The following is a 21998-nucleotide window of genomic DNA, read 5'->3' as shown; positions in this document are numbered from 1 at the left end:
CTCCCCCAAGGCCAGGCTGACCCTGTAAACACAAGAAAAGACCGTGACGACATGTCAGAACCGACTTTACTGAACAACCAGATTCGCGATTGGCTGATGGACTGCGGCTTGTTCGACCAATTGCTGCCCGTCGACTTCGCCGCGGCGTCGGGCTATTTCAGCATCAGCACCATCGCCCAAGGCGAGGCGATATTTCACGAGGGCGATGCTGGCAGCTTCATGTGCATCCTTCACACCGGCCAAGTGGCCGTACAAAAAACCGGCCCTGACGGCCAACCCGTCACCATCGCTACACTGCGCAGCGGCCGGGCGTTCGGCGAAATGGCCGTGCTCGATGGCGAACGGCGTTCGGCCAGTTGCATTGCAGCCACTGATTGCCAGTTGCTGAACCTGGGCAAGGATTCCCTGGAAAAAATGCTCAACGACGCGCCGAAGATTGCCGCCAAGATCATCCGCGCCCTCGCCGTCTCCCTGTCCAAGCGCCTGCGCATGGCCGATGGACAGTTACTGTCGCAGCAGGTCTAGCCACCAGGCGACTTGGCCTTCGGCGGCTTAGGTTCCAGGCCCGGTATCGGTTGGTCCTTCGGCGGCCTGGGCATTTCGATCGGCGGCAGCAAGGGCGGGCCGCCACTTCCAGGGCCGGCCTTGGGTACGCCACTGGGCGCGACCGGCGGGTACGGCATGGGCGTGGCGGCGCCGGGCGAACCGGGAATGCTCGGCGGCGATACTGGAATGGTCGGCTGCTGGGCCTGTGCATAACTTATCGAGAGCGCCGCCAGGGCAATGGCCGTTAGAATGCTGCACTTCATCAATGGCTCCATGGCTATTGTCTGCTTTGAGGCTAGTCCCTACCGGGCAAGTCTGCCCCTTCCCATGAGATTTCCATGAAACGTTTCGTTCTGCTCGACACCACGCCCATCCCTGACAACGGCGGTGCCCTGTGCCTGTTCGAATATGGCGAAGACTTCGTCATCAAGATCCAGGGCGGTGACGGCGGGCAGTTGATGAATACGCGCATGCACGGTTCCGAAGATGCCTTGGCCGAGATTCCTTGCCGCAAGGTCGCCGGCCGTCCTGGCTCGCGCGTGCTGATCGGGGGGCTCGGCATGGGCTTCACCCTCGCCTCGGCCCTCAAGCATTTGGGCAAGAGCGCCGAAGTGGTGGTGGCCGAACTGGTTCCCGGCGTGGTGGAGTGGAATCGCGGCCCCTTGGGCGAAAAGGCCGGACGGCCGCTGTCGGACCCGCGCACGGTGATCCGCATGGAAGACGTCGCCAAAGTGCTGCAAGCCGAGCCCCAGGGCTTCGACGCAATCATGCTGGACGTCGACAACGGCCCCGAAGGCCTGACCCAGAAAGCCAACAGCTGGCTGTACTCGGCCGGTGGCCTGGCCGCCTGCGCCAAAGCCCTGCGGCCCAAGGGCGTGCTGGCCGTGTGGTCAGCCAGTGCTGACCGGCAGTTTTCCGATAAGCTGAAGAAGGCCGGCTTCAAGGCTGAAGAGGTGCAAGTCTTCGCCCACGGCAACAAAGGCACCCGCCACACCATCTGGATTGCCGAGAAGCTCAAGGGCTGAGCTAAACTCTGTCCAACCGTCATCAGTCTTTTCCACAGAGGTGAACCCATGAGTTCGTCCCCCCCACCGTCCAACACCGCCAAGCTGGACCGCATCCTTGCCGACGCCCAGCGCGACCGGGAAATGGGCTACCGCGACAAAGCCCTGAAAATGTACCCCCACGTCTGCGGCCGCTGCGCCCGTGAGTTTTCCGGCAAGCGCCTGAGCGAACTGACCGTTCACCACCGCGACCACAACCACGACAACAACCCGCAGGACGGTTCCAACTGGGAACTGCTGTGCTTGTACTGCCACGACAACGAGCACTCGCGTTATACCGACCAGCAATACTTTGGCGACGGCTCCCTGAGCACGCCGAAGATCGCCAAGGCGACCCATAACCCCTTCGCCGCATTGGCCGGACTGATGAAAAAAGACGAATAGCAGGCCCCATCGGGGCAAGGGAGCCTGTTCCCTCGCCACGGGCGTATCGTTTTTCGTAAGTAAACGGCATTCCCCGTATAATCGCGCCTTTTCTCAAAGGCACCCCGTCCGTGGCCAACAAACGCTACAGCTGCATCGGTCTGTTCAACCCCAAGTCACCGGAAAACGTCGGTTCGGTGATGCGCGCCGCCGGTTGCTACGGCGTGGCGTCGGTGTTCTATACCGGCAAGCGTTATGAACGCGCCGCCGACTTCGTCACCGACACCAAGAAAGTCCATTACGACATCCCGCTGATCGGCATCGACGACCTGAAGAAGATCCTGCCACTTGGCTGCGTACCGGTGGCCGTCGAGCTGGTGGAAGGCGCCCGGCCGCTGCCCGAATACACGCACCCGGACCGGGCCTTGTACATCTTCGGCCCAGAAGACGGCTCGCTGGACAAAGACATCCGCGACTGGTGCGAAGACGTGATCTACATCCCCACCAACGGCTGCATGAACCTGGCGGCCACCGTCAATGTCGTGTTGTACGATCGCATGGCCAAAGGCAACAACACGCGCTCGGGTCCGCAATTCCGCTGATCGGCGCGAATTTGATGGAACGACGGATTCGCTCTGGCAGTCAGCTTTATACAAATCCCCACACTGGAGACAGATCATGAGCGATAACAATCCGTTCGGGCCGGTTGAGACCACCCCTTTTCAATCCCGTACCCCGCAAAACGTACACGGCTGGGAGCGCATTGGTTCACTGGCCGGTGGGGTGCTGATGATGGGCAAGGGCCTGCGCCGCGGCGGCGTGTTCGGCCTGGCTCAACTGGCAATCGGCGGCATGGCCCTGGCCCGCGGCATCACCGGGCACTGCTCGGCCAAGAGCATGCTGGAAAGGAATCGTCAGCATCTGCACGAAGCCCGCGCCCGTATTGAACAGGCGGGCGATGAGTTGTCGCGCATGAAGGCCAATGCAACGGCCGCGACCGACACAGCCACCGTGACCGGGAATGAATCGCTGGTTTCGCCGAAGGCTGGGCTCTGATCTCGGCTGTGCGACCGATGAAGCGAAATTACTGAAGTAACCGAGTGTCCAGCGCGGTAGAACGTTCGCCAAGAATGCTCTCGCTGAGCTGGACAAACTCCTCGGTATCCACCGTTTCCAAGCGCATCGCGCCCTGTAGCACGTCATCGAGCGAACGCTTGTTGCGCGTCTTCAGGCGGATTTCGCGGTCCAGCTCCTGCAACAACAGCACCGCCTTGGCCACCATAGCAGGGCTCGCCTGTTCGCCGCGCAAGGTCGTGACGCCCTTACTGTCCCGGGCGAGGCGATCATTCAGGGCCTGATAACGTTCGTCGCTCATGCCGCCAGCGCGGCGCAGCAATTCGATCGCGTAATACTCGTTCAGCCCTTCGCCGATCCAGTCGCTACGATCGTCATCGTTGATGCGCGCCAGCACCTGGACCAATTCCCGTAATAGCGGGCTGCTGCCCCGTTCGCTGACCAGCGGTGAACGGCTGTGCAGGTAAACCGAATCACGACCGGCCTGGGCACCACGCCACATCGGGTCGCTCGCACCGACAATCAGCAGCTTGGCAGGATGACGCGGCAGCGCTGCCTGCACTTGCGGCCAGACGAAGGTCAGCAGCGTCAGCACGTCCATCCGCCGCATGCCCTGGCCTTGGGGCGAAGCGACGGTGACCTCGGTCTCACCCAGGCGCGTGCGGCGGCTGCCGAGCTTGCCGGCGAGCATCCAGCCCGTGGGCCGGTCGAACAAGCGCGAAGGGTTATCGATACGAAAGCGTTGCTTGCCGATACGCGGCCAGGACGTCTCGATGCTCTTCCAGCCGCCGGGCAGTTCGAATTCCAGGCGCGACACCAACTCGATGCCGTCCTGCTGGTCCAGCTTGGCCGGCGGCACCAGGTCATCGCCGCGCATCAGCGCCCATCCCGGGGTCATGCGCGCCTCAAAAGAACCGTTCTTGCGCGATTCGCTGATGCGCACGCGGTAGGTCAGGCTCGCCTTGTCGGCGGCTGGACGCCAAACGCCTCGCGAGCCATGTCCGGGGGTGAGCTGCCATTGGCCGTCCGCCTTGAAATCGCTGTAGCGACCTTCGTCGCCGAGGTCGAAATCCAGGCTGCGCACCGCCGAGCCCCGCGCGAGGGTCAGGCGCACCTCGACCTGATCGCTTTGCGGCAACAGGTGGACGTGATAATCAAGGTCGACTTTCTGCGCCGCCCACAGCGACCCGCACAACGGCAGCAGTGCAGCCGCCAGCATCCATTTCAATCCTGCCGCCATGGGCGCTCCCTTTGGTGCGATGTCGTTGGATTCAGCCTGCGCGGAAAATCAGGTGATCTTCCCAATCGTCTTCAGCCACGCTGCCTTCGGCCAGCATGCGCCCCGATTGGGAAATGCGTTCGTGATGCACGGCGTCCCGATCGCCACAGACCAGATGGTGCCACAGCGGCAAGTCCTTGCCCTCGCTGACCAGTCGATAGCCACAGGTCGGCGGCAGCCATTTGAACTCATCGGCCTTGCCTGGCGTGAGCTGGATGCAGTCGGGGACGAAGTCGCGGCGATTGGGGTAGTCCGTGCACTGGCACGTCTTCAGGTCCAACAGTTTGCAGGCGATGCGCGTGTAGTAGACGCTGTTGTCGTCTTCATCCTCGAGCTTTTGCAGGCAGCACAGGCCGCAGCCGTCGCACAGCGATTCCCATTCCTGGGGATCGAGCTGATCGAGGGTTTTGCGTATCCAGAACGGTTCGACTTTGGCGGCCATGGCTCGAGCATCAACATCGCGTGGTGAAAAGGCCGACAGTCTAGTGCCGGGACCTCTGGAGGCCAAGCATTGGCGACTGTCGGTAACCGGGGGTTGTCAAGCCGGGCGCCGGGACGTAGGTTGCTGCATCACGTTCCGCCGCCGTGGCGATTGGCAAGCTCGGGGACAAAACCACTCTGGCCGACTACCTCCAGGCCCGGGAACTCCCAGGCCCACACCGGCCGTTGAGCGAGCTGGTGGCCGAAGGCGACTTCACTGTGTAAGGAGCCCGCTGAACCCGTGGCGATGGGTCCACAAGTCTTGGGTGGAGTCAGCGGATCAGTAACCCCGGCTGAAATCCACTTCCCCACGCAGCCCATCACCGGCCTCATACGCCCGCAGGTTTTCCAGGAACAGTTGCACCATCATCGGCGGCGAGGTCGGAGCCGAGCTGTGACCGGTCAGCAGCAGGCCCCACGCGGTCCAGAATGGATGACGCTGCGGTAATGGCTCTTGGCGGCAGACATCGATCACCGCGCCGGCCAAGTGCCCTTCTTTCAAGGCTTGCACCAGGTCTGCATCGACCACGGCCACGCCACGGCCAACATTGATGAACAACCCGGTGGGCTTGAAACGCTTGAACAGCGCCGCGTCATAGATGTCATGGGTGTTCGGGGTGTTCGGTAGCAGATTGATCACGTAATCCACTTCGCCCACCAGGCGCGGCAAATCTTCCAGCGCGCCGACTTCGACAAACGGCGCCAGCTCCCTGGTTTCGCTGGCGATGCCGTACAACTGCACGCCAAACGGCACCAGGAACTGCGCTATGCACTGACCGATATCGCCGGTCCCGACGATCAAAACCTTGCGCCCCGCCAGGCTTTGCCCTTGGCGATTGTCCCACTTGCGCTCCACCTGGCTGACCAACCGCGCCAGCACTTCGCGCTCATGGCCGAGCATGTAGGTCAGCACGTACTCAGCCATTAACTGACCGAAAATACCGACGGCGCGGGTCAGTCGATAATCGCGTGTCAAACCCTCGGCCAGCAGCGGCGTGATGCCTGCCCAGGTCGATTGCAACCAACGGGGTTGGTGGCCTTGACGCAACAGCGTCGCCAACAGGTCAGGCTGGCCGAGCCAGACCGGGCAGTCGCTGGCCAGCCGCGCCAGCTCGGCGGAGTCACCGCTGGTCAGCACTTCGATATCGGGTGCGGCTTGGCGCAGAAGCTGGGCATATACCGCGTGGTCGTGTTCGGCAATCAGAACGCGCATGAATCAACCTTTCAAAAACAGTGCAGACGGCCGCTGACAGAGTATCGCTCCGTCCTCACGGACCATCGCCAAAATCGTTTCAATGTTTCAAGAGCCCCGAGACGGGCGCCCGAGGTATTGTCAAATCGGGTCGTTGCGTCGTAGCAACTCTTCAGGCAGATGCTCGATGTACTCGTCTTCGGCCGGTGGCATTTGCAAGTGATAACCCTGGGTGTCGAGGTTTTCCAGCACCTTGTTGATGTCCTCCCGAGACAGCTCCCGCTCGGGACTCAGCACCAGGTCAAAGGCATGGATCGCCTTGCCGAATGCCGCCATCAATGGCTCCGGCACACGCTTCAAGGCATCGCTCTTGAGCACATACAGGTACATCTCGTTTTTCTTCGAGCTTCGATAGATGGAGCAGATACGTTTCAAGGCTGTTCTCCGGCGGTGGCCAGGTTGTCGAGCAGGGCCTGGCCCATCAACTCGCGGCGCCAGCCACGCAGCGAATCGGGCAATTGGTAAGGACCCTCGGGAAAGCCGCTTTTTATCAGGGCCTCGAGGGTTTTCTTGCGCAGCATCAGCTCCGGAGCTACGCCCAGGCGCTCGGCTTCGGCCTGCCCCAACGCCTTGAGGCGCTTGAGCAGCGCCGACGCCTCGATGGGCAGTGGCTCGGGCACGGCGGGTGGCCATTGCTCGGGAGGCACGCTGGCCGCACGTTTGATCAGGTCCAGCAGGAACTCCCCGTCCTGGCGCACGGTACGCGGGTGCATGTCTTCAATCTTCGCCAGCGCGCCGAGGTTATCCGGCTGCGTGCGGGCCAGGGGCCACAGTGAATGCTCACGGATGATGCGATTGCGCGGCAAGTCACGGGCCCGCGCTTCGCGCTCGCGCCAGGCACACAGCTCACGCAGCACGGCCAATTGCGCACGGGACAGCTTCCAGGCCAGCTTGGCCTCGCGGTACACCTCGTACGGGTCGATTTCGCGACGCAGGTTGGCCACCAGTTCGGCGCCGTCCTCTAGCACCCAGGCGTACTTGTCGTCGGAAAGTTTCGGGCGCAGCTGTACGAAAACTTCCGCCAGGTGCACTGCATCTTCCGCGGCGTAGCTGATTTGCGTCTCGGACAAGGGGCGTTGCAACCAGTCGGAACGGGTCTCGCCCTTGGGCAGTTCGATGCCCAGTACTTCCTGCACCAGCCGCGAGTAGCCCATGGAAAAACCGAGGTTCAAGTAGGCGGCGGCCAGTTGGGTGTCGAACAACGGCGCGGGCAGGCTGCCGGTCAGGCGCAGCAAAACTTCCAGGTCTTCGCTACAGGCATGCAACACCTTGAGCACCGCCGGGTTTTCCAGCAGCGCGGCCAAGGGTTTCCAGTCATTGATGGTCAAGGGATCGATCAGGTAGGCGCGCTTGCCGTCGCCGATCTGAAGCAAGCCGGCAATGGGATAAAAAGTGTCGACCCGCATGAATTCGGTGTCGAGGGCGACGAATGGCAACGCTTGCCATTCGGCGCAAAACTGACCGAGGCTATCGTTGTCGCGAATCCAGTGAATATCGATGGCCACACGGCTCTCCCTTGAAGAATGGCGCGCAGTATATATCGCCGTCGGCGGTTGCGAGCATCTACGGAGCAAGAGCTTGAGAGAAATTGCCTGCGCAAACGCAAGAATAGTCCTACATCCAGACTTAACCGGTCTTGCGTAATACGTAAACCCGCTTCAACGCGAAACCAGGCAGGAAATCCTGGTGCCACAGCACGGTGAACCCGGCCTCGATGAACTGCGCTTCGACGTCGGCCTTATCGGCCAGGCTTCGCGGTGCCGGCTTGCCGAGCTTGAGACGCCCTTCGATCTGGACCGAAACGATCACCGTGTCGCGACTGACCCGATGAAATTCGTGCAGCAAGGCCAGGCGATGCTCGCTGGCCTTGATGTGCAGAAACAGCTGCACACAAAAAATGCAGTCGACCGCGTTGGCTGACAGGCCGAGGGTAAACGCCGAACTCGGGAAAGTCGTGACCCGTTCGAGCAATGCGCCTTCATGATGGCTGCGGGCGTGCTCAAGCCTGTCTGGCGACGGGTCCGCCGCCAGGATCACCCGATTGGCATGTTCGCCCAAGACCGGCCAGAACCGCCCCGCCCCACACGCCACGTCCAGCACCAGCCCAGGCTCACCCGCCACTTTCAAGGCGTTGCGCACCAACTGCTCGTCACGCCAGAACGCCAGGCGCAAGCGGCGAGGCGCCGGCTGACGGCAGATTTGCGCATGCTCCTGGTCATGCTGCCTGGCGAACTCAAGCTCGACAGTGGATGGGAATTGCCGGGGCATGCTCACAGCTCATGAAAAAAGGTTGAAGGACAGGTTAAACAACGCTGCGTGAAAAAAAGGTGTAGGCATTATTCCCGGGCCAGCACACCGTCAATCACCGCACCGCGACAGCTGGCGAACAAGTCGAGATCCTGGTTGTAGACTTTGCTGTTGATCTCCAGCAGCCCGAGCATCGAATGGAACAGGTTGTCCTGGCTCAGGGGCTTGTCCCTACTCAGTTGCAGGCAATGGGTATCGACGGCGAAGGACTTTTGGTAGCTGTCGGAAAACCAAGCCAGCATCGCCACGTGCTTCTGTTGCTCCGGGGCCAGCATGTACGGCGTGCCATGAAGGAACAGGTTGTATTCGCCCAAGGACTCGCCATGGTCCGACAGATACAACATCGCGGTATCGACCTTGTCCTGATTGGCGCGCAGCAGATCGATCAGCGTCGACAGCACGTGATCGGTGTACACCAAGGTGTTGTCGTAACCGTTGACGATGCTTTCTCGACTGCAATTGTTCAGGGCGTTGCTTTCACACACGGGAGTGAAATGCTCGTACTCCTTGGGATAGCGCTTGAAATACTCCGGCCCATGGCTGCCCATCTGGTGCAACACCAGCACGGTGTCCTTGTCCAGGGTGTCGATGAAATGCTGCAGGCCCTGGAGCAGGATCTCGTCGCGGCACTCGCTGTTGGCGCACAGGCTCGGGTCCTTAAGATTGCTCACGTCCTGCACCGTGACCCGGTCACAGGTGCCCTTGCAGCCGGATTGATTGTCCCGCCAGATCACCTCCAGCCCGGCGCGCTTGAGCACGTCCAGCAGGCCCTCTTCGTTCCTGGCCACGCTGGCGTCGTAGTTCTTGCGCCCCATGTTGGAAAACATACAGGGCACCGACACGGCGGTTTCGGTGCCGCAGGAATGCACATCGGTGAAAGCGATCAGCCCCGCCTCCTTGTCCAGTTTCGGCGTGGTATCGCGCTTATAGCCGAGAATGCCGAAGTTTTCGGCCCGGGCGCTCTCTCCCACGACCAGCACGGTGAGGGATTTTCGCCCATGGGTTTGCCAGGCCGGGTTGCGACTCGCATCCTCGCCCAGGGCAATGAACGGTTGCTTGGCTGACACGACCTGCTCGCGCAAGTAGCCGATCGACGCGCCAATGTAATTGCTTGGCACGACCATCAAGTGCAGCTCGTGGTGGTTGCGAAACAACGAAGACAGGCCCTGGTAATTGCTCAATGCAACCCCACCGAGCACCGCAGCCGAGGCCACCACGACAATCAGTTTACTTAACAACTCCTTGGGCCAGCGACGATAGTTTATGGGGGTCTTGAATAATAACCACGCCGGCAAGACACCCAATAAGATCAAATAGGCAAACAACTTGACCGACAATAAGTCACGCACTTCCGTGGCATTGGTTTCGGCGAAATTGCGCAACATGCCGGCGTCGATCAATACCCCATACTGGGCCATGAAATACGCCACGCCGGCACTGATCACGAACAGCAGCGTCAGCACAGGCTTAAGCAGCGGACGGAACGCCAGCAGCGTCAGCACCAGGTTGAACGCGCAGAACACCATCACGCCAAAGGCCAGGCACAGCAACACTCCGTGACCGTCCGATGCGGTGATCGTGAGCAGGTGTTGCCAGAGCACCAGATTAAAGCCCACTAACAGAAACGCACTGGCGATCAGTGTCACCCACTCGGGGCGCACGGCTTTAATAGTTAACATGATGGCGGGGACTTCCTGAGCGCTGTCCTTTATAAGGCTGGCGCAGTAAATGTGAAAAATTCATTTCCTACGGCAACACAAACTTTAGATAGCCCGCCATCAATTTTTCGTGAAAAAGTTGCTGTTAAATCATTTTTTAAGTAGCACTTCAAACAGCCATCGCCCTACTCGATCCACTGCGTGTGCACACCGTATTTCAAAGACCGATGGCTGCCTTGGCGTAGGGTCCCCGATCAATATCGAGCACTTCCACGCACAACTGCACGCTGACGCCGACGGGCCATGGGCCCAGATCCTGGATCACCGCCAGCAGGCTATCGGCCAACTGCTTCTTGATCTCTGGTGAACGACCGCTTAGCAAGGCTAGTTTCACATGCACGAACCCGCGCTCACCCATGCCGGTGCCGACCCGAAAGGTCTCGATTTTCACGGCCCGGCTCTTGATGTCGAACTCGGCGGCGAACTGACCGGATGCCACCAGTGCGTTGTTCATGCGCAACAGCGCGACGTCGGCGTTCAGCTCGGTCAGGTTGGCGGTGTACTCCATGTGCAGGTGAGGCATGTGTTCGACTCCGTTTCGAAGATGATATCGGGATGACAATCGGCGCAACCATACCCCGACTTTGCTGTTTCAGGCACGTTTTGTTTCGCCCCTCGGGCCCTTGCGCTCACTCATGAACGCCTCCAGACGGGACCTCAGCCAACGCTCGGCCGGGTCATTGTCGACGTGGCTCAGCCAGACCATGGACAGGTCCAGGGTGGGCGTCTTGAAGGGAAAGGGTTCGCTGAACAACTGGCCGGAAGCAGCCATGGCGGTGGCGGTATAGTCCGGCAGGCTGGCGATCAGGTCTGTGCCTGCCAGTAGCGCCGGCAATGCGCTGTACTGCGGCACCGACAGCACGACCTGCCGCTTGCGACCGATCTCGGCCAGCCATTCATCGGCGAAGCCGGCAATATTGGCTTGCGCAATTCGTTGCGGTTCATGCATGGCTCCTGGTTCGAGTCGATTTTGAGCAAGCTCTGCAATGCCCTGAAATATCCCACAATCATTGGAAACGTATTGCCATTTGCGAAAGTTTTCAGCTTGGCTAGGCTTGCGACGACATGTTCAAAACGTGTCTTGAATGAATGAATCGCAGGGAGCGAACCGATGTATTTGAAATCTACAGACAGACCCGAGGCACCCCTTACACCGGACAAGGCCAGTGGCGCTGGCGCTTGAGGGCCGGCAATCACGAAACCATCGCCAGCGGCGAATCCTACGTGAACAAGGCTGACTGCCTGCATGTTATCGGGTTGATCAAAAGCGCCCACGGCGAGACGCCCGTGAAGGAAATCTGACCCCCGAGGGCTATTATCGCGAGGCTGCTCGGTGAAATGAGCAGCTCTGTCCAACACCAATTTCGTTGTTTTGCTTTGGCGTGTGGAACCAGGCGGGTATCGTGTACAGACAACAGCGAGAGGTCGATGCCCATGGCTCAATCAAGCATTTGTCGCGATTGGCTGCTGCGCGCTCCTGAATCGGGGAAGCTGGAACGCATCGAGGCCTATTTCAGTGGTCATGGCTACACCACCCACCGGCATGACACCTATGCCATCGGCTTCACCCTTTCCGGCGTCCAGAGCTTCAATTACCGGCACAGCAAACGTCATAGCCAGCCGGGCGGCACCATCGTACTGCACCCAGACGAGGTCCATGACGGTGAGGCCGGGACAAGCGACGGCTTTCGATACAGGATGTCCTACATCGAACCGGCGCTAATCCAGCAAGTGCTGGGGGGCAGGCCATTGCCCTTCATCGAAGGCGGGCTGTCGAACGACCCCCGACTCAACATCGCGACCCGCAGGCTATTGAGCACGCTGGAGCATCGCCTCGATCCGCTTGAAGAGGACGATGCCATCTACGACGTAGCCCAGGCACTCGCCGTTGCGGCAGGGAACAGGCGTGGACGCAGGTTGCTGGATTATCCTGCAGCGGAGCGCGCAAGGCTGTTCATCCATGATGCCCTTGGCCAGCCAATAACCTTGGATGACCTGGTCGAGGCCAGCGGTCGTGACCGATGGAGCCTGTCCCGGGACTTCCGCGCCTTGTACGGCACCAGCCCCTATCGTTACATCATCCACCGTCGATTGAGCCAAGCCCGTCGCCTGGTATTGCGCGGCATGCCGTTGAGCGAAACTGCCTTGGCCTGCGGTTTTTTTGACCAAAGCCACATGACGCGCCTCCACACCCGGGCCTTCGGCATCTCGCCTGCGCGCTGGCTGAAAATGCTGCGCTAAAGACCTGTGCCGAGCAGCGCAAAAAGCTGCACGATCATCCAATACCGGCCCCACCCCAAGGCAATAAGGTAGCGCTCATATTCCAGTTGAGAAGCGTGTCCGATGAATCATTACTCCCCCATTAACTTCGCCCAGAAATACGCGCTGTTCCACGAGCAGTGGGCGCCAAAAGTGGTCGCCGAAATGAACGACTACCAGTTCAAGATCGCCCGGCTAGAAGGCGATTTCATCTGGCACACCCATGCTGATACAGATGAAACCTTCATCGTGTTGGAAGGTGAGCTTCGTATCGATTTTCGCGAGGGTGCAGTGACGATTGGCGCGGGCGAAATGTTCGTCGTCAAAAAAGGTGTCGAGCACAAACCCAGTGCCAAGCAGGAAGTGAAGCTGTTGTTGATAGAACCTCGGGGCGTGATCAATACCGGCGAAGAAACCAATGAGCGAACAGCGGTCAATGATGTCTGGATCTGACTGGGCCAAGTTCAGTCGTATTCCGCTTCCTGACGGTCGCCCAGCAGCCGGCGCTGGCGAGGCGTCGCGGCGGCCAGGACCTCCGGATTGAACCTCCGCCGGCGCAGGTCGGTGATTCGCCTGACGTTCAACACAACGGGCATCAGGACAAAACCGTCCTGATGCAACGCTCGCAGCTGATCGTCAACGGACACGGCAGCACCCGCCTCAGGTACGGAAGCGGCCGGTCAGCTCTGCCAGGTTTCTCGACAAGTTGGAAAGCTGCTGGCTGGCGTGCATGCTTTGGGCGGAGTTGGCGGCTGCTTCGTTGGACAAGTCGCGGATGTCGGAAATATTGCGGGCTATTTCCTCGGTAACGCTGCTCTGCTCTTCACACGCGCTGGCGATCTGCGCGGCCATGTCGTTGATCCGCTGGATCGAACCGCCGGTACCGCTGAGCACCTGATCGACGCCCGCGGCGCGTTCAACGCTGTCGCGCGCCTTGTTGCTGCCGACCTGCATGGCTTGCACGGCCTTGGCAACACCGCTCTGCAAACGCTCGATGCGAACCTGGATGTCTTTGGTCGAATCCTGGGTCCGCGCCGCCAACGCCCTCACTTCGTCGGCGACCACGGCAAAACCACGGCCCTGCTCACCGGCTCGCGCGGCTTCGATGGCCGCGTTCAGCGCCAACAGGTTGGTTTGTTCGGCGATGCCACGGATCACCTCGAGCACGGCGCCGATGCTGGAAGTTTCCTGGGCTAGGGCCTCGATCGTGCCCGACGCGCTCTCCACCTCCTGAGCCAACTGGCGGATCGAATCGACGGTACTGCTGACCACTTGGGCGCCGTCGCGGGACTGGCTCGTCGCCTGCTGCGCGGCCTCGGAAGCGCTCGCCGCGTTATGGGCTACTTCATGCACCGCCGCGCTCATCTGCGTGGCAGCGGTGCTGACCTGGTCGAGCGCCGCATGCTCGCTGCTGATCAAGCGATCATTTGTCGCCGCCATGCTGGCCATGGCGCGCGCTGCGGAGTCGACCTCCCCGGTCACCCGCCCAACCTCGGCGATCAACGGCTGCAACTTGTCGAGGAAACGGTTGAAGGCGCTGCCGAGCTGGCCCAACTCATCGGCCGAACGCACTTCGAGGCGTCCTTTCAAATCGCCCCCGCCCTCGGCGATCTGCTCGACTCGCTGCAACAATCGGCGCATAGGGGTCAGCACTACCAGTGGCAGAACAACGATTACCAAGATGCAACCAAGCAGGCCGACCAGCAGAATCACGCCCTGATGCACCCCAACTGCTTCGCCGTTTTCAATCGCCGCGTCGCCCTCGCGGTGCGACGCGGCATCTTCCAGCTCACCCAGCTTGTCGATGGAATCACGCATGGTATCGAACAGGCGCTCGCTGTCACTAAAACTCAAGGCGCTGGCGCCCTGGGGGTCGCCGACAGACTGCTCGATGACCCGCCGCGAAACCTGCATCCATTTTCCAAAGCTGTCGTTGAACTGACTGACCAACGCCAGCGCCTCGGCACCGGGCTGCATCGCGGCATATTGCTGCACGCGGTCATAGGCCTGCTTGGCATTCTCGCCATGACTGGCGCTCAGCGCCTGCACGTGTACGTCTGCATGACCATCCAGCAGACTGCGCTCGGCGACGAACGCCTGATAAAGATCGCGATCCGCATTGAGCAACAGGCTGATGGCCGGCAAATAACGTTTGGTCAATTGCGTGCTGGACTCGGTCACTTGACCGATGCCGCGCATGCCCGTCCACCCCATTAGCGCCAGCAATACAGCCAGGAAGGCGACTGGGAGAGTGATCTTCCAGCGAAAGCCAAGGTCGGCAAAAAATCGCGGCATGGGGGTCACTCCTTACACGGGGGAATACCTACCTATCGGCAGCCATGTCTTGAGCTATAGCCCATTAGTCTGATTGTCACAAAGGTTTTGGTGTGAAGGGCTGTGGTTATGCAGGATGCGGAGGGGAGTTGAGCTGGATAAAAAAGTATGGGGTGGACGCAGTACCGTCGGGGAATTTTCTGACATTTTCCGCTCACATAATTCAGGGAAGCGTCCTACGCATCGTCTGATTGATGATCTCTGCAGGACGGCCCTATAGTCCAAGCGTCATTCGTAGGAGCGGCTTGGGTTTGGCGACTCGATGACAAATGGTGCGGAAACGGGACCGGCCACGATTTTGAGTTCGCTTGTAATCGCCCCGCTTCATAATCGTGGTCTCTCCCGAATGGCTTATTGTCCGTGCTCGCGAAACCACGACTCCATGTCCTGGACTCCCATAGCCTGCGGGGGCGGTGGGCAATTCTCTGTCAGACACTGTTCAGCGGGATCGAAGCGGAATACCTGGCCATCCGTAGCGTTAAGACGCATTTGTACAACGGGCCAGAAACGCCTCGTCTTCTGGTAATAATCGTCCTGGGTATAACGAGCTCCCGCCAACCCATCTCCCGGCCTGAGTCCGGGGCCGTGATACACCGCTTCAATGGGTAATTTCTCGGCAATGTCCTTCGGCCAGGCCGCCAGCACCAACTCGTTCCAGTTGTACTGGGGGTGCGCGACCGTGTTGCGGATGTCCATGACCACTTGGGCCATATCCGCCGATGTATCGAAACTGCAGGATTCATAAGGCGCCGTGGCGTACCGGCCCTGCCAGCTCGCCACGCTGTCAACACCTCCCGTTGCGCAGACCATACGCCCGGTGCAGGCTTCGATCAGATTCCCCGTATAACCGTCGAACGGGTACAGGCAACGCAGCGTCAGCGGATGGGCCGCTGGCGCGGAAGATTCCTTGAACAACAAGCCTTGAGGTCCGGCGGGCAAGTGCATCACAGCATCGGCCCGTGCATAACTGGCGGATACACCATTAATCTGTTCTGATCGGGGGCTGGGATCCCATGCGTGAAACGCCGTGACGGCTTCGGTCGATCTCAATATGATCCCATTGCAATAAAACGATGCCCGCCCATCCGGACAGGTCTTGGCCGTATCGAAATAGCGCCTGTTCAGCCGCTCCGCCACCTGATAACCAACGTACACTTGCTCCTGCACATCAAAACCAAACACCAGCCCGTCGGGCTGCGCCAGATCCAGACGCAGAATCGGCAGCCATTGACCAGTGGCCGCGAAATAATCGTTCTGGTCAGACTGGGCCACGCGCAGTCCCTTGTCCCCCTGTACGTCATAAAACAACGCTTGCACCGGCACTTGCGTCGGGGCCTGGGGATCCCAATTGCGTACCTGTACTTGGTTGGGTTGGGCAACCCAACTGCCGCCCAGTTGTTCATGGGCCAGCAGGCTGGCGCGAAACTGTGCCGCCACCCGGCTGCTCAGCGAACATTGCGCCGCAGGCTGCTGGTCTTGCTGCTGGAAATGCGCCAGCCAACCCGGCGCATCGTTCACGCCCTGCGCGGCGCAGGAGCCCGGATCACCCTCGCTGCCGCCTGCGCCACAGCCGTATTTATCCCTATTCGTCGATACCAACGGGTAGGCACAGAGCACGTCCAACGATTTTCCTTGGCTGATGGCAGTTACCGAATCACTGAACACCATCCCGCTGGGCTGTGTCAGAGTGCGGATGCCCAGGTCGCGGCGCAAATAGGAAAAGTCACGCGCGCCCAGGGCATCGGCGGTGGGACCATGCTCCCAGAATTTCACGGTGAAGCCGCTCGCCAGCCCACTGACCAGCACCCCGCTACAAAAGTAGGCCGGCTGGTTATTGGGGCATTGCTGCGGTGCATAGCGGTAACGATTATTAAGCAAGTGCGCGACTTCAGGCCCGGTGGCGGCCTGGACCGCCAGCACAAATACGATCGATACCAGACCCAGGAGCTTGCTCAGCAGAAAATTAAACCCCATGAATGCCTCCTTGAAACCAGGTTTACAGAATCACGCGTCGCCCCCCCGAACACAGACAAACAGCAATCGCCGTTGAACGAAGCAACATCGTTAAGGATCCAGGTACCGCTCCAGGTTCGGACCGAAATATTGTCGACCCGCCGCTCTTACCTGAGGAGCCGGACAACGATCGCTCAGACACTGGTCGTCCGGACTGAACCTAAATATCCGGGCATCCGGCGCATCCAGCCGCAGTTCGACAATCGGCATGAATCGACCGGTTTGCTGGAAGTAATCATCCTGGAGATAGCGTGAACCGACCGGCCCATTACCCTCGAAAAGCGCATCGCCATAAAACACCGCGTCGATCGGTAATTGCTCGGGAATGTCCTGCGGCCAGGTCCTGACCATGAACTCATTCCAATCCCTATCCGCCATGTGCACGCGAATATCGATCGTCAGTTGGATCTGCTCCGCAGTCGGCAAAAAACTGCAGGTGTTATAGGGATAGGTACCATAACGCTCCATCCAGGTAGCCACGCTGTCGATCCCCATTTGCTGGCACACACCATGGGACGAACAAGCTTCAGCCAGATTTGAGGTACCTGCATCGACAGGATAGGCACAACCCATCGTCAGCGGGTAAGTAGCCGGCGCGGCCCACTCTTTGAATAGGAACCCTTGACGCCAAACCGGTCTGAGGACGTGTGCATCGGCCCTCAAATAAGTCGTGGAAACACCATTGTTCCGAACAGATCCCGGGCTGGGATTCCAGGAATGGAATGCGGTATTCGCATCGGTTCCCCTCAACACCACTCCATTGCAGTAGAACGACGCACGACCGTCTGGACAGGTCGACGCCGTATCGAAATACCGCCTGTTGAGCCGCTCCGCCACCTGATAGCCCACGTACAGCTGCTCTTGCAAATCAAAACCAAACACCAAGCCGTCGGCCTGGGTCAGGTCCAGGCGCAGGATCGGCAGCCATTGCCCCGTGGCTGCGTAATAGTCCTTCTGATCGGACTGCGCCACGCGCAGTCCCTTGTCCCCATGTACGTCATAAAACAACGCTTGCACCGGTACTTGTGTCGGGGCCTGGGGATCCCAATTGCGTACCTGTACTTGGTTGGGTTGGGCAACCCAACTGCCGCCCAGTTGTTCATGGGCCAGCAGGCTGGCGCGAAATTGTGCCGCGATGCGGCTGCTCAGCGAACATTGCGCCGCAGGCTGCTGGCCTTGCTGCTGGAAATGCGCCAGCCAACCCGGCGCATCGTTCACGCCCTGCGCGGCGCAGGAGCCCGGATCACCCTCGCTGCCGCCTGCGCCACAGCCGTATTTATCCCTATTCGTCGATACCAACGGGTAGGCACAGAGCACGTCCAACGATTTTCCTTGGCTGATGGCAGTTACCGAATCACTGAACACCATCCCGCTGGGCTGTGTCAGGGTGCGGATGCCCAGGTCGCGGCGCAAATAGGAAAAGTCACGCGCGCCCAGGGCATCGGCGGTAGGACCATGCTCCCAGAACTTCACGGTGAAACCGCTCGCCAAACTGTTGACCAAGACCCCGCTGCAAAAATATGCCGGGTGTCCTCCGGCACACTGCTGCGGTGCATAGCGGTACCGATTGTTAAGCAATTGCGCGACTTCCGGGCCGGTTGCAGCCTGGCTCGTGAAAATGAGCAGTGCCAGCATCAGGACCAGACCTTTACCGAGCCAAACCGAATAACTACTCATCGTGACGCTCCCCGACACTATTGTCCGTGCTTGAGAAACCAGGCATCTGCTGCTTCCTGAGCCCCGAACGATTGCTGGGGTGGGGCGCAACTGCCAGCCAGGCATTGATCGTCGGGATTAAAGATGAATACCTGCCGGTCCGTGGCACCAAGGCGCAGTTGGACGACCGGCCAGAAGCGCCCCGTACTCTTGAAATAGTCATCCTGGATATAACGCGCGCCGGCCAGGCCATCCCGAGGGAAATAGGACGTGTGGCTATAGAAAAGAGCGTCGACGGGCAACTGCTCGGGAATATCCTCCGGCCAGGCCGCCAGAATGAATTCGTTCCAGTCGTATTCAGGCATCGGGATCGTTCTGCGGATCTCATCGATCAACTGAAGGTTCGTTACCGTTGGGTCGAAGCTGCAGGACAGGTAGAGACTCGCGTGGTATTTCGCCGTCCATTTTTCCAGGTTGTCGATCCCTAGATTGGCGCAGGCATCATTGACCAGGCAGGCGTCGGTGCCCCATCCCGTATGCCCGTCGTAGGGGTACCCGCAGCGCAATGTCTGCGGATGCGCGGACGGAGCTGCCATCTCCTTGAACAGCAGCCCCTGAGGCCAGACGGGCCTCGGGGCCAGGGAATCGGTCCTTAGGAGCGTAATGGAAATACCGTTGTTTTCTTTCGAAGCGGGGCTGGGATTCCAAGAATGAAAAAGTGGCGAAACATCAGTTCCTCTCAATATCACCCAATTGCAGTAGAACGATGCCCGACCATCCGGACAGGTGGCCGCCGTATCGAAATAGCGCCTGTTCAACCGCTCGGCCACTTCATAGCCGATATAAATCTGGTCCCACAGTTCGAAGCCGAAGACGTCATCCCGGGCCCGCGACATATCCAGGCGCAGGATCGGCAGCCATTGCCCGGTGGCCGCGTGATAATCGTTCTGATTCTTCTGCGCCACACGCAAGCCGCCGGTTTGACTCAAGTCATAAAACAACGCTTGCACCGGAATCTGCGTCGGCGCCTGTGCATCCCAAAGGCGCACCTGCAACTGATTGGGCTGGGTCACCCAGTCACCCCCCAACTGCTGGTGGGCCAGCAGGCTGGCGCGAAACTGTGTCGCGATCCGGCTGCTCAGCGAACATTGCGCGTCGAGCTGCTGGCCGTGCTGCTGGAAATGCACAAGCCAGCCAGGCGCATCGCTGACCCCTTGCGCGGCGCAGGAACCCGGATCGTCCACTGTCCCGCCGGCCCCACAACCCTCAAGCCCGTGTATCGTCGTCGGTAAAGGGTAGGCGCAGCGCACGTCGACAGTCTTGCCCTGACTGATAGCCGTGATCGAATCGCTGAAGACCATGCCATTGCTCTCGCGCAGGGTGCGTATACCCAAGTCTCGTCGCAAATAGGAAAAGCTCCGGGCACCGACCACGAGAGCGTTGTCCGTATGCTCCCAGAACTTGAGCGATAGCCCGCTCGCCAGACTGCTGACCAATACCCCGCTGCAAAAATATGCAGGGTTCCCACCAGCACACTGCTGCGGTGCATAGCGGTAACGATTGTTAAGCAATTGCGCAACTTCCGGGCCGGTGGCGGCATGGACTGTCACGCCAAGCAGTGCCCATGACAGCATCAATATCTTGAAGAAATGGCTCATGATCGCGAGGCCCGCTACGTCAATGCTTCGACGGCTCGATAACAAGCCACCTGGTCATTGAGCAAAGATCGCACCGCATCGCTGTCGCCCCCTCCTGCGGCATGGCCCCACGTCACGACCCGACCGTCTGCGGTCAAGGCAGTAAAACCATGGGTGTTGCCATAAATGGCCTGGACGTCCGTCAACCCTTCGGCGACAGGACTCGCGTCCCCGCCCACAGTGATATCGCCCCACGCCATGACACTGCCATCCTTGCGCAGGGCGGCAAAAGCCCTGGATGAGCCGACGACTTGGACAATGTCGTTGAGCCGGGCAATCTCGTCACTGAGTTCGCCCCCGGTTTGCGCCGTCCCCCAAGCCACCACGTGGCCATTTTCCCGGCGAGCCACGAATGAATGCCAATTGGCGACCACTTCGACGATATCGTCCAGGTCCCTGATCACGTCCGGCAACACGCCGCCGTGAGTCGCCGCGCCCCAGGCGACGATATGCCCACTGGCTCGCCGGGCAACGAACGCCTGCGCATTGGCACAACTCAACTCGACAATATCGTCCAGGTAGGCGATCTCTTCCGGCAGCGCACCGCCCTGCTCCGCTCCTCCCCAGGCAATCAGCCGGCGATTTTTGCGCAGGGCCGAGAACGCGGCGTCATTGCCCATCACGTCGTCGATATCGTTCAACTGCCCGACCGCTTCGCCCAACTCGCCGCCACTGGCGGCAGCGCCCCAGGCCACGATCTCGCCAGCGCGGCGGATCGCGACAAACGCCGACGCCCCGCCGCACACCCTGACGATATCCGTGTAGCCCTCGATGGGCGCGGGCAGCAACCCACCGCGTTCCGGATCTCCCCAGGCGACCAATTGACCACTGCGTTTGATACCGGCGAAAGCCGCGCCATTGCCCACTACTTGGGCAAAGTCCAGCCTCGACAGCTCACCCATGGTCGCGCCATGGGTGGCCAATCCCCAGGCAACGACATTGCCATTGGCCCGGCGCGCAGCGTAGGCGCCCGCCGTGGCGCTCACCTCGGCCATGTCGTCCATACTGATGATGGTCGGGGGAATTTTCGCGCCCTCGATGGCGTTGCCCCAGCCGACCAGATCGCCCATGCCCCGGAGGGCCACGAACGCCGCCTCCCCCGTCAGCATGCTATCCAGGCCATTACCCAACACGTTCGCCGGATTGACGATGATCTGAAAATCCGTCGTTCGCACGCGCAACGGACGGGACGAGTCGGTGTCACGAAAACTCGTGCCGGCCACCCAACCGTCGTCACCGTCGTATTGCCATTGCGCCAGGATTGGCCGCCCGGTCGACGCCTGAAATGCGCTCAACCGACGCGAACATGCCGAACAGCGATACAAACCACGGTTGTACCGCGCGCCCATGACCCGCAGCTCGCCGGAGCCTATGTCCCGCTTGATTGAGTACACGGCCTCTGGGCTCGGCTCGCCCCCGTTGACGGTATAGGACAACACGACAGACCGGCCTTCATTGGCGTCGATCACACTGTACGGGATGGCCACTTCCAACGCTTGCCCGCCCTCGCTCGGCAGGACCTTATGCGTCACCACGGTACTGCCGGCATCCGCCGCGCCCGCCAGGTTCACCCGCAGCACATCGCCAGCTCTCAGCCAGGCTTCGCGTGGGATCAGTACCGTGGCGTTGCCTAACAAGTCGTCCGGGTTCAGTTGGTTGTCCTCGGCCTTCAGAATCGTCGGCGCAGGCAGCGGCAGCTTTGCCACCCGAAAGCTGAAGACTTCAGAGTCCTCGTCTGCTCCGCCCGCCAAGCGCTGCACCGTGTAGCTCAGCGCCACGCTTTGGTCGAGGAACCGGCGGGCCTCTGCCTGAGCTACGGTGAAGTACAAAGGTAGGCCCACATCGTTATAGGTATAGGGCTTGTCGCGCGTGTAAGCGGTCACGACGCCTGCCGCGTCCGCCCAGCTGAGCACTGCAAGATCGCCCTCGACCAAGCTGCCTGCGGGAATTTGAACC

22 protein-coding genes and 4 pseudogenes are annotated in these 21998 nt (G+C 60.3%); 9 read left to right on the top strand and 17 right to left on the bottom strand.

From position 1 onward, the window contains the following. Positions 1 to 51: 51 nt before the first annotated feature. A complete protein-coding gene (locus J3P95_RS07430; RefSeq protein WP_434561886.1) occupies positions 52 to 525 on the top strand; it encodes a cyclic nucleotide-binding domain-containing protein in 474 nt (157 codons plus the stop codon). On the opposite strand, the gene J3P95_RS07425 is transcribed toward J3P95_RS07430, so the two are convergent. After that, complete coding sequence (locus J3P95_RS07425; RefSeq protein ID WP_434578060.1) at positions 522 to 809, bottom strand: hypothetical protein; 288 nt, start codon at positions 807 to 809, stop codon at positions 522 to 524. The two genes, J3P95_RS07430 and J3P95_RS07425, sit on opposite strands and share 4 nt — an antisense overlap. A gap of 75 nt (positions 810 to 884) precedes the next feature. Between J3P95_RS07425 and J3P95_RS07420 the strand changes: the two genes are divergently transcribed. The 4 genes from J3P95_RS07420 to J3P95_RS07405 all read left to right on the top strand — a co-directional run bounded on the left by J3P95_RS07420 (position 885) and on the right by J3P95_RS07405 (position 3029). Continuing rightward, complete coding sequence (locus J3P95_RS07420) at positions 885 to 1571, top strand: spermidine synthase (RefSeq protein WP_030141186.1); 687 nt, start codon at positions 885 to 887, stop codon at positions 1569 to 1571. A gap of 48 nt (positions 1572 to 1619) precedes the next feature. Continuing rightward, positions 1620 to 1994 carry a YajD family HNH nuclease gene (locus J3P95_RS07415; RefSeq protein WP_186614107.1) on the top strand — a complete coding sequence of 125 codons (375 nt, stop codon included), beginning with the start codon at positions 1620 to 1622 and terminating at the stop codon, positions 1992 to 1994. Between the two features lie 110 nt (positions 1995 to 2104). After that, positions 2105 to 2575 carry an RNA methyltransferase gene (locus tag J3P95_RS07410; protein ID WP_030141187.1) on the top strand — a complete coding sequence of 157 codons (471 nt, stop codon included), beginning with the start codon at positions 2105 to 2107 and terminating at the stop codon, positions 2573 to 2575. A gap of 76 nt (positions 2576 to 2651) precedes the next feature. Continuing rightward, the gene (locus tag J3P95_RS07405; protein WP_434578062.1) at positions 2652 to 3029 is read left to right on the top strand and encodes a YgaP family membrane protein; all 378 of its coding nucleotides are present in this window, start codon (positions 2652 to 2654) and stop codon (positions 3027 to 3029) included. A 28-nt stretch (positions 3030 to 3057) separates the two neighbouring features. Here J3P95_RS07405 and J3P95_RS07400 read toward each other — a convergent pair whose 3' ends face one another. Further along, on the bottom strand, positions 3058 to 4287 hold the full coding sequence (locus J3P95_RS07400) for a hypothetical protein (RefSeq protein WP_434578064.1): 1230 nt from the start codon (positions 4285 to 4287) through the stop codon (positions 3058 to 3060). A gap of 31 nt (positions 4288 to 4318) precedes the next feature. Further along, on the bottom strand, positions 4319 to 4768 hold the full coding sequence (locus J3P95_RS07395; RefSeq protein WP_033054039.1) for a YcgN family cysteine cluster protein: 450 nt from the start codon (positions 4766 to 4768) through the stop codon (positions 4319 to 4321). A gap of 137 nt (positions 4769 to 4905) precedes the next feature. Here J3P95_RS07395 and J3P95_RS07390 point away from each other — a divergent pair. Continuing rightward, positions 4906 to 5031: pseudogene (locus tag J3P95_RS07390) on the top strand (nitroreductase family protein); the annotation flags it as partial. Positions 5032 to 5086: 55 nt separating this feature from the next. Here J3P95_RS07390 and J3P95_RS07385 read toward each other — a convergent pair. The 7 genes and pseudogenes from J3P95_RS07385 to J3P95_RS07355 all read right to left on the bottom strand — a co-directional run. After that, the gene (locus J3P95_RS07385; protein ID WP_434578066.1) at positions 5087 to 6019 is read right to left on the bottom strand and encodes a D-2-hydroxyacid dehydrogenase; all 933 of its coding nucleotides are present in this window, start codon (positions 6017 to 6019) and stop codon (positions 5087 to 5089) included. 120 nt (positions 6020 to 6139) lie between these two features. Next, on the bottom strand, positions 6140 to 6433 hold the full coding sequence (locus tag J3P95_RS07380; RefSeq protein WP_186614117.1) for a YcgL domain-containing protein: 294 nt from the start codon (positions 6431 to 6433) through the stop codon (positions 6140 to 6142). Next, positions 6430 to 7563 (bottom strand): ribonuclease D, encoded by a 1134-nt coding sequence (rnd, locus tag J3P95_RS07375; protein ID WP_434578068.1) that lies wholly within the window; start codon positions 7561 to 7563, stop codon positions 6430 to 6432. Before rnd ends, J3P95_RS07380 begins: the two co-directional genes overlap by 4 nt. A 121-nt stretch (positions 7564 to 7684) precedes the next feature. Next, entirely contained in the window at positions 7685 to 8326 is a 642-nt protein-coding gene (locus tag J3P95_RS07370) for a class I SAM-dependent methyltransferase (protein WP_434578070.1), read from the bottom strand. 68 nt (positions 8327 to 8394) lie between these two features. Then, positions 8395 to 10044, bottom strand: a complete 1650-nt coding sequence (locus J3P95_RS07365; RefSeq protein WP_434578072.1) for a phosphoethanolamine transferase — start codon at positions 10042 to 10044, stop codon at positions 8395 to 8397. Between the two features lie 196 nt (positions 10045 to 10240). Beyond that, on the bottom strand, positions 10241 to 10606 hold the full coding sequence (locus tag J3P95_RS07360; protein WP_434561870.1) for a 5-carboxymethyl-2-hydroxymuconate Delta-isomerase: 366 nt from the start codon (positions 10604 to 10606) through the stop codon (positions 10241 to 10243). 69 nt (positions 10607 to 10675) lie between these two features. Next, a pseudogene (locus J3P95_RS07355) lies at positions 10676 to 11005 on the bottom strand (LysR substrate-binding domain-containing protein); the annotation flags it as partial. A 167-nt stretch (positions 11006 to 11172) separates the two neighbouring features. Here J3P95_RS07355 and J3P95_RS07350 point away from each other — a divergent pair. The 3 genes from J3P95_RS07350 (at position 11173) to J3P95_RS07340 (ending at position 12795) form a co-directional block, all read left to right on the top strand. Then, positions 11173 to 11385 carry a YegP family protein gene (locus tag J3P95_RS07350; RefSeq protein WP_434578074.1) on the top strand — a complete coding sequence of 71 codons (213 nt, stop codon included), beginning with the start codon at positions 11173 to 11175 and terminating at the stop codon, positions 11383 to 11385. Positions 11386 to 11517: 132 nt separating this feature from the next. Then, complete coding sequence (locus J3P95_RS07345; RefSeq protein ID WP_434578076.1) at positions 11518 to 12324, top strand: AraC family transcriptional regulator; 807 nt, start codon at positions 11518 to 11520, stop codon at positions 12322 to 12324. 102 nt (positions 12325 to 12426) lie between these two features. Then, positions 12427 to 12795, top strand: coding sequence for a cupin domain-containing protein (locus J3P95_RS07340; RefSeq protein WP_434561864.1), 369 nt, complete (start codon positions 12427 to 12429; stop codon positions 12793 to 12795). An 11-nt stretch (positions 12796 to 12806) separates the two neighbouring features. Here the strand turns inward: J3P95_RS07340 and J3P95_RS07335 are convergent. The 7 genes and pseudogenes from J3P95_RS07335 to J3P95_RS07305 all read right to left on the bottom strand — a co-directional run. Next, positions 12807 to 12890, bottom strand: a pseudogene (locus J3P95_RS07335) (phytanoyl-CoA dioxygenase family protein); the annotation flags it as partial. 112 nt (positions 12891 to 13002) lie between these two features. Beyond that, positions 13003 to 13782, bottom strand: a complete 780-nt coding sequence (locus J3P95_RS07330; RefSeq protein WP_434626649.1) for a methyl-accepting chemotaxis protein — start codon at positions 13780 to 13782, stop codon at positions 13003 to 13005. A 78-nt stretch (positions 13783 to 13860) separates the two neighbouring features. Further along, positions 13861 to 14637: pseudogene (locus J3P95_RS07325) on the bottom strand (MCP four helix bundle domain-containing protein); the annotation flags it as partial. A gap of 390 nt (positions 14638 to 15027) precedes the next feature. Continuing rightward, entirely contained in the window at positions 15028 to 16650 is a 1623-nt protein-coding gene (locus tag J3P95_RS07320) for a hypothetical protein (protein WP_434561862.1), read from the bottom strand. A 90-nt stretch (positions 16651 to 16740) separates the two neighbouring features. Further along, entirely contained in the window at positions 16741 to 18384 is a 1644-nt protein-coding gene (locus tag J3P95_RS07315) for a hypothetical protein (RefSeq protein ID WP_434578078.1), read from the bottom strand. Next, the gene (locus J3P95_RS07310; protein ID WP_434578080.1) at positions 18384 to 20003 is read right to left on the bottom strand and encodes a hypothetical protein; all 1620 of its coding nucleotides are present in this window, start codon (positions 20001 to 20003) and stop codon (positions 18384 to 18386) included. The genes J3P95_RS07315 and J3P95_RS07310 overlap by 1 nt, the downstream gene beginning before the upstream one ends. 14 nt (positions 20004 to 20017) lie before the next feature. Further along, the gene (locus tag J3P95_RS07305; RefSeq protein WP_434578082.1) at positions 20018 to 21925 is read right to left on the bottom strand and encodes a hypothetical protein; all 1908 of its coding nucleotides are present in this window, start codon (positions 21923 to 21925) and stop codon (positions 20018 to 20020) included. Positions 21926 to 21998: the final 73 nt, after the last annotated feature.

This window comes from Pseudomonas sp. Z5-35 (genome assembly GCF_051131945.1).
GTDB lineage: Bacteria > Pseudomonadota > Gammaproteobacteria > Pseudomonadales > Pseudomonadaceae > Aquipseudomonas > Aquipseudomonas marvdashtae.
This window is presented reverse-complemented; position numbering and strand designations above follow the sequence as displayed.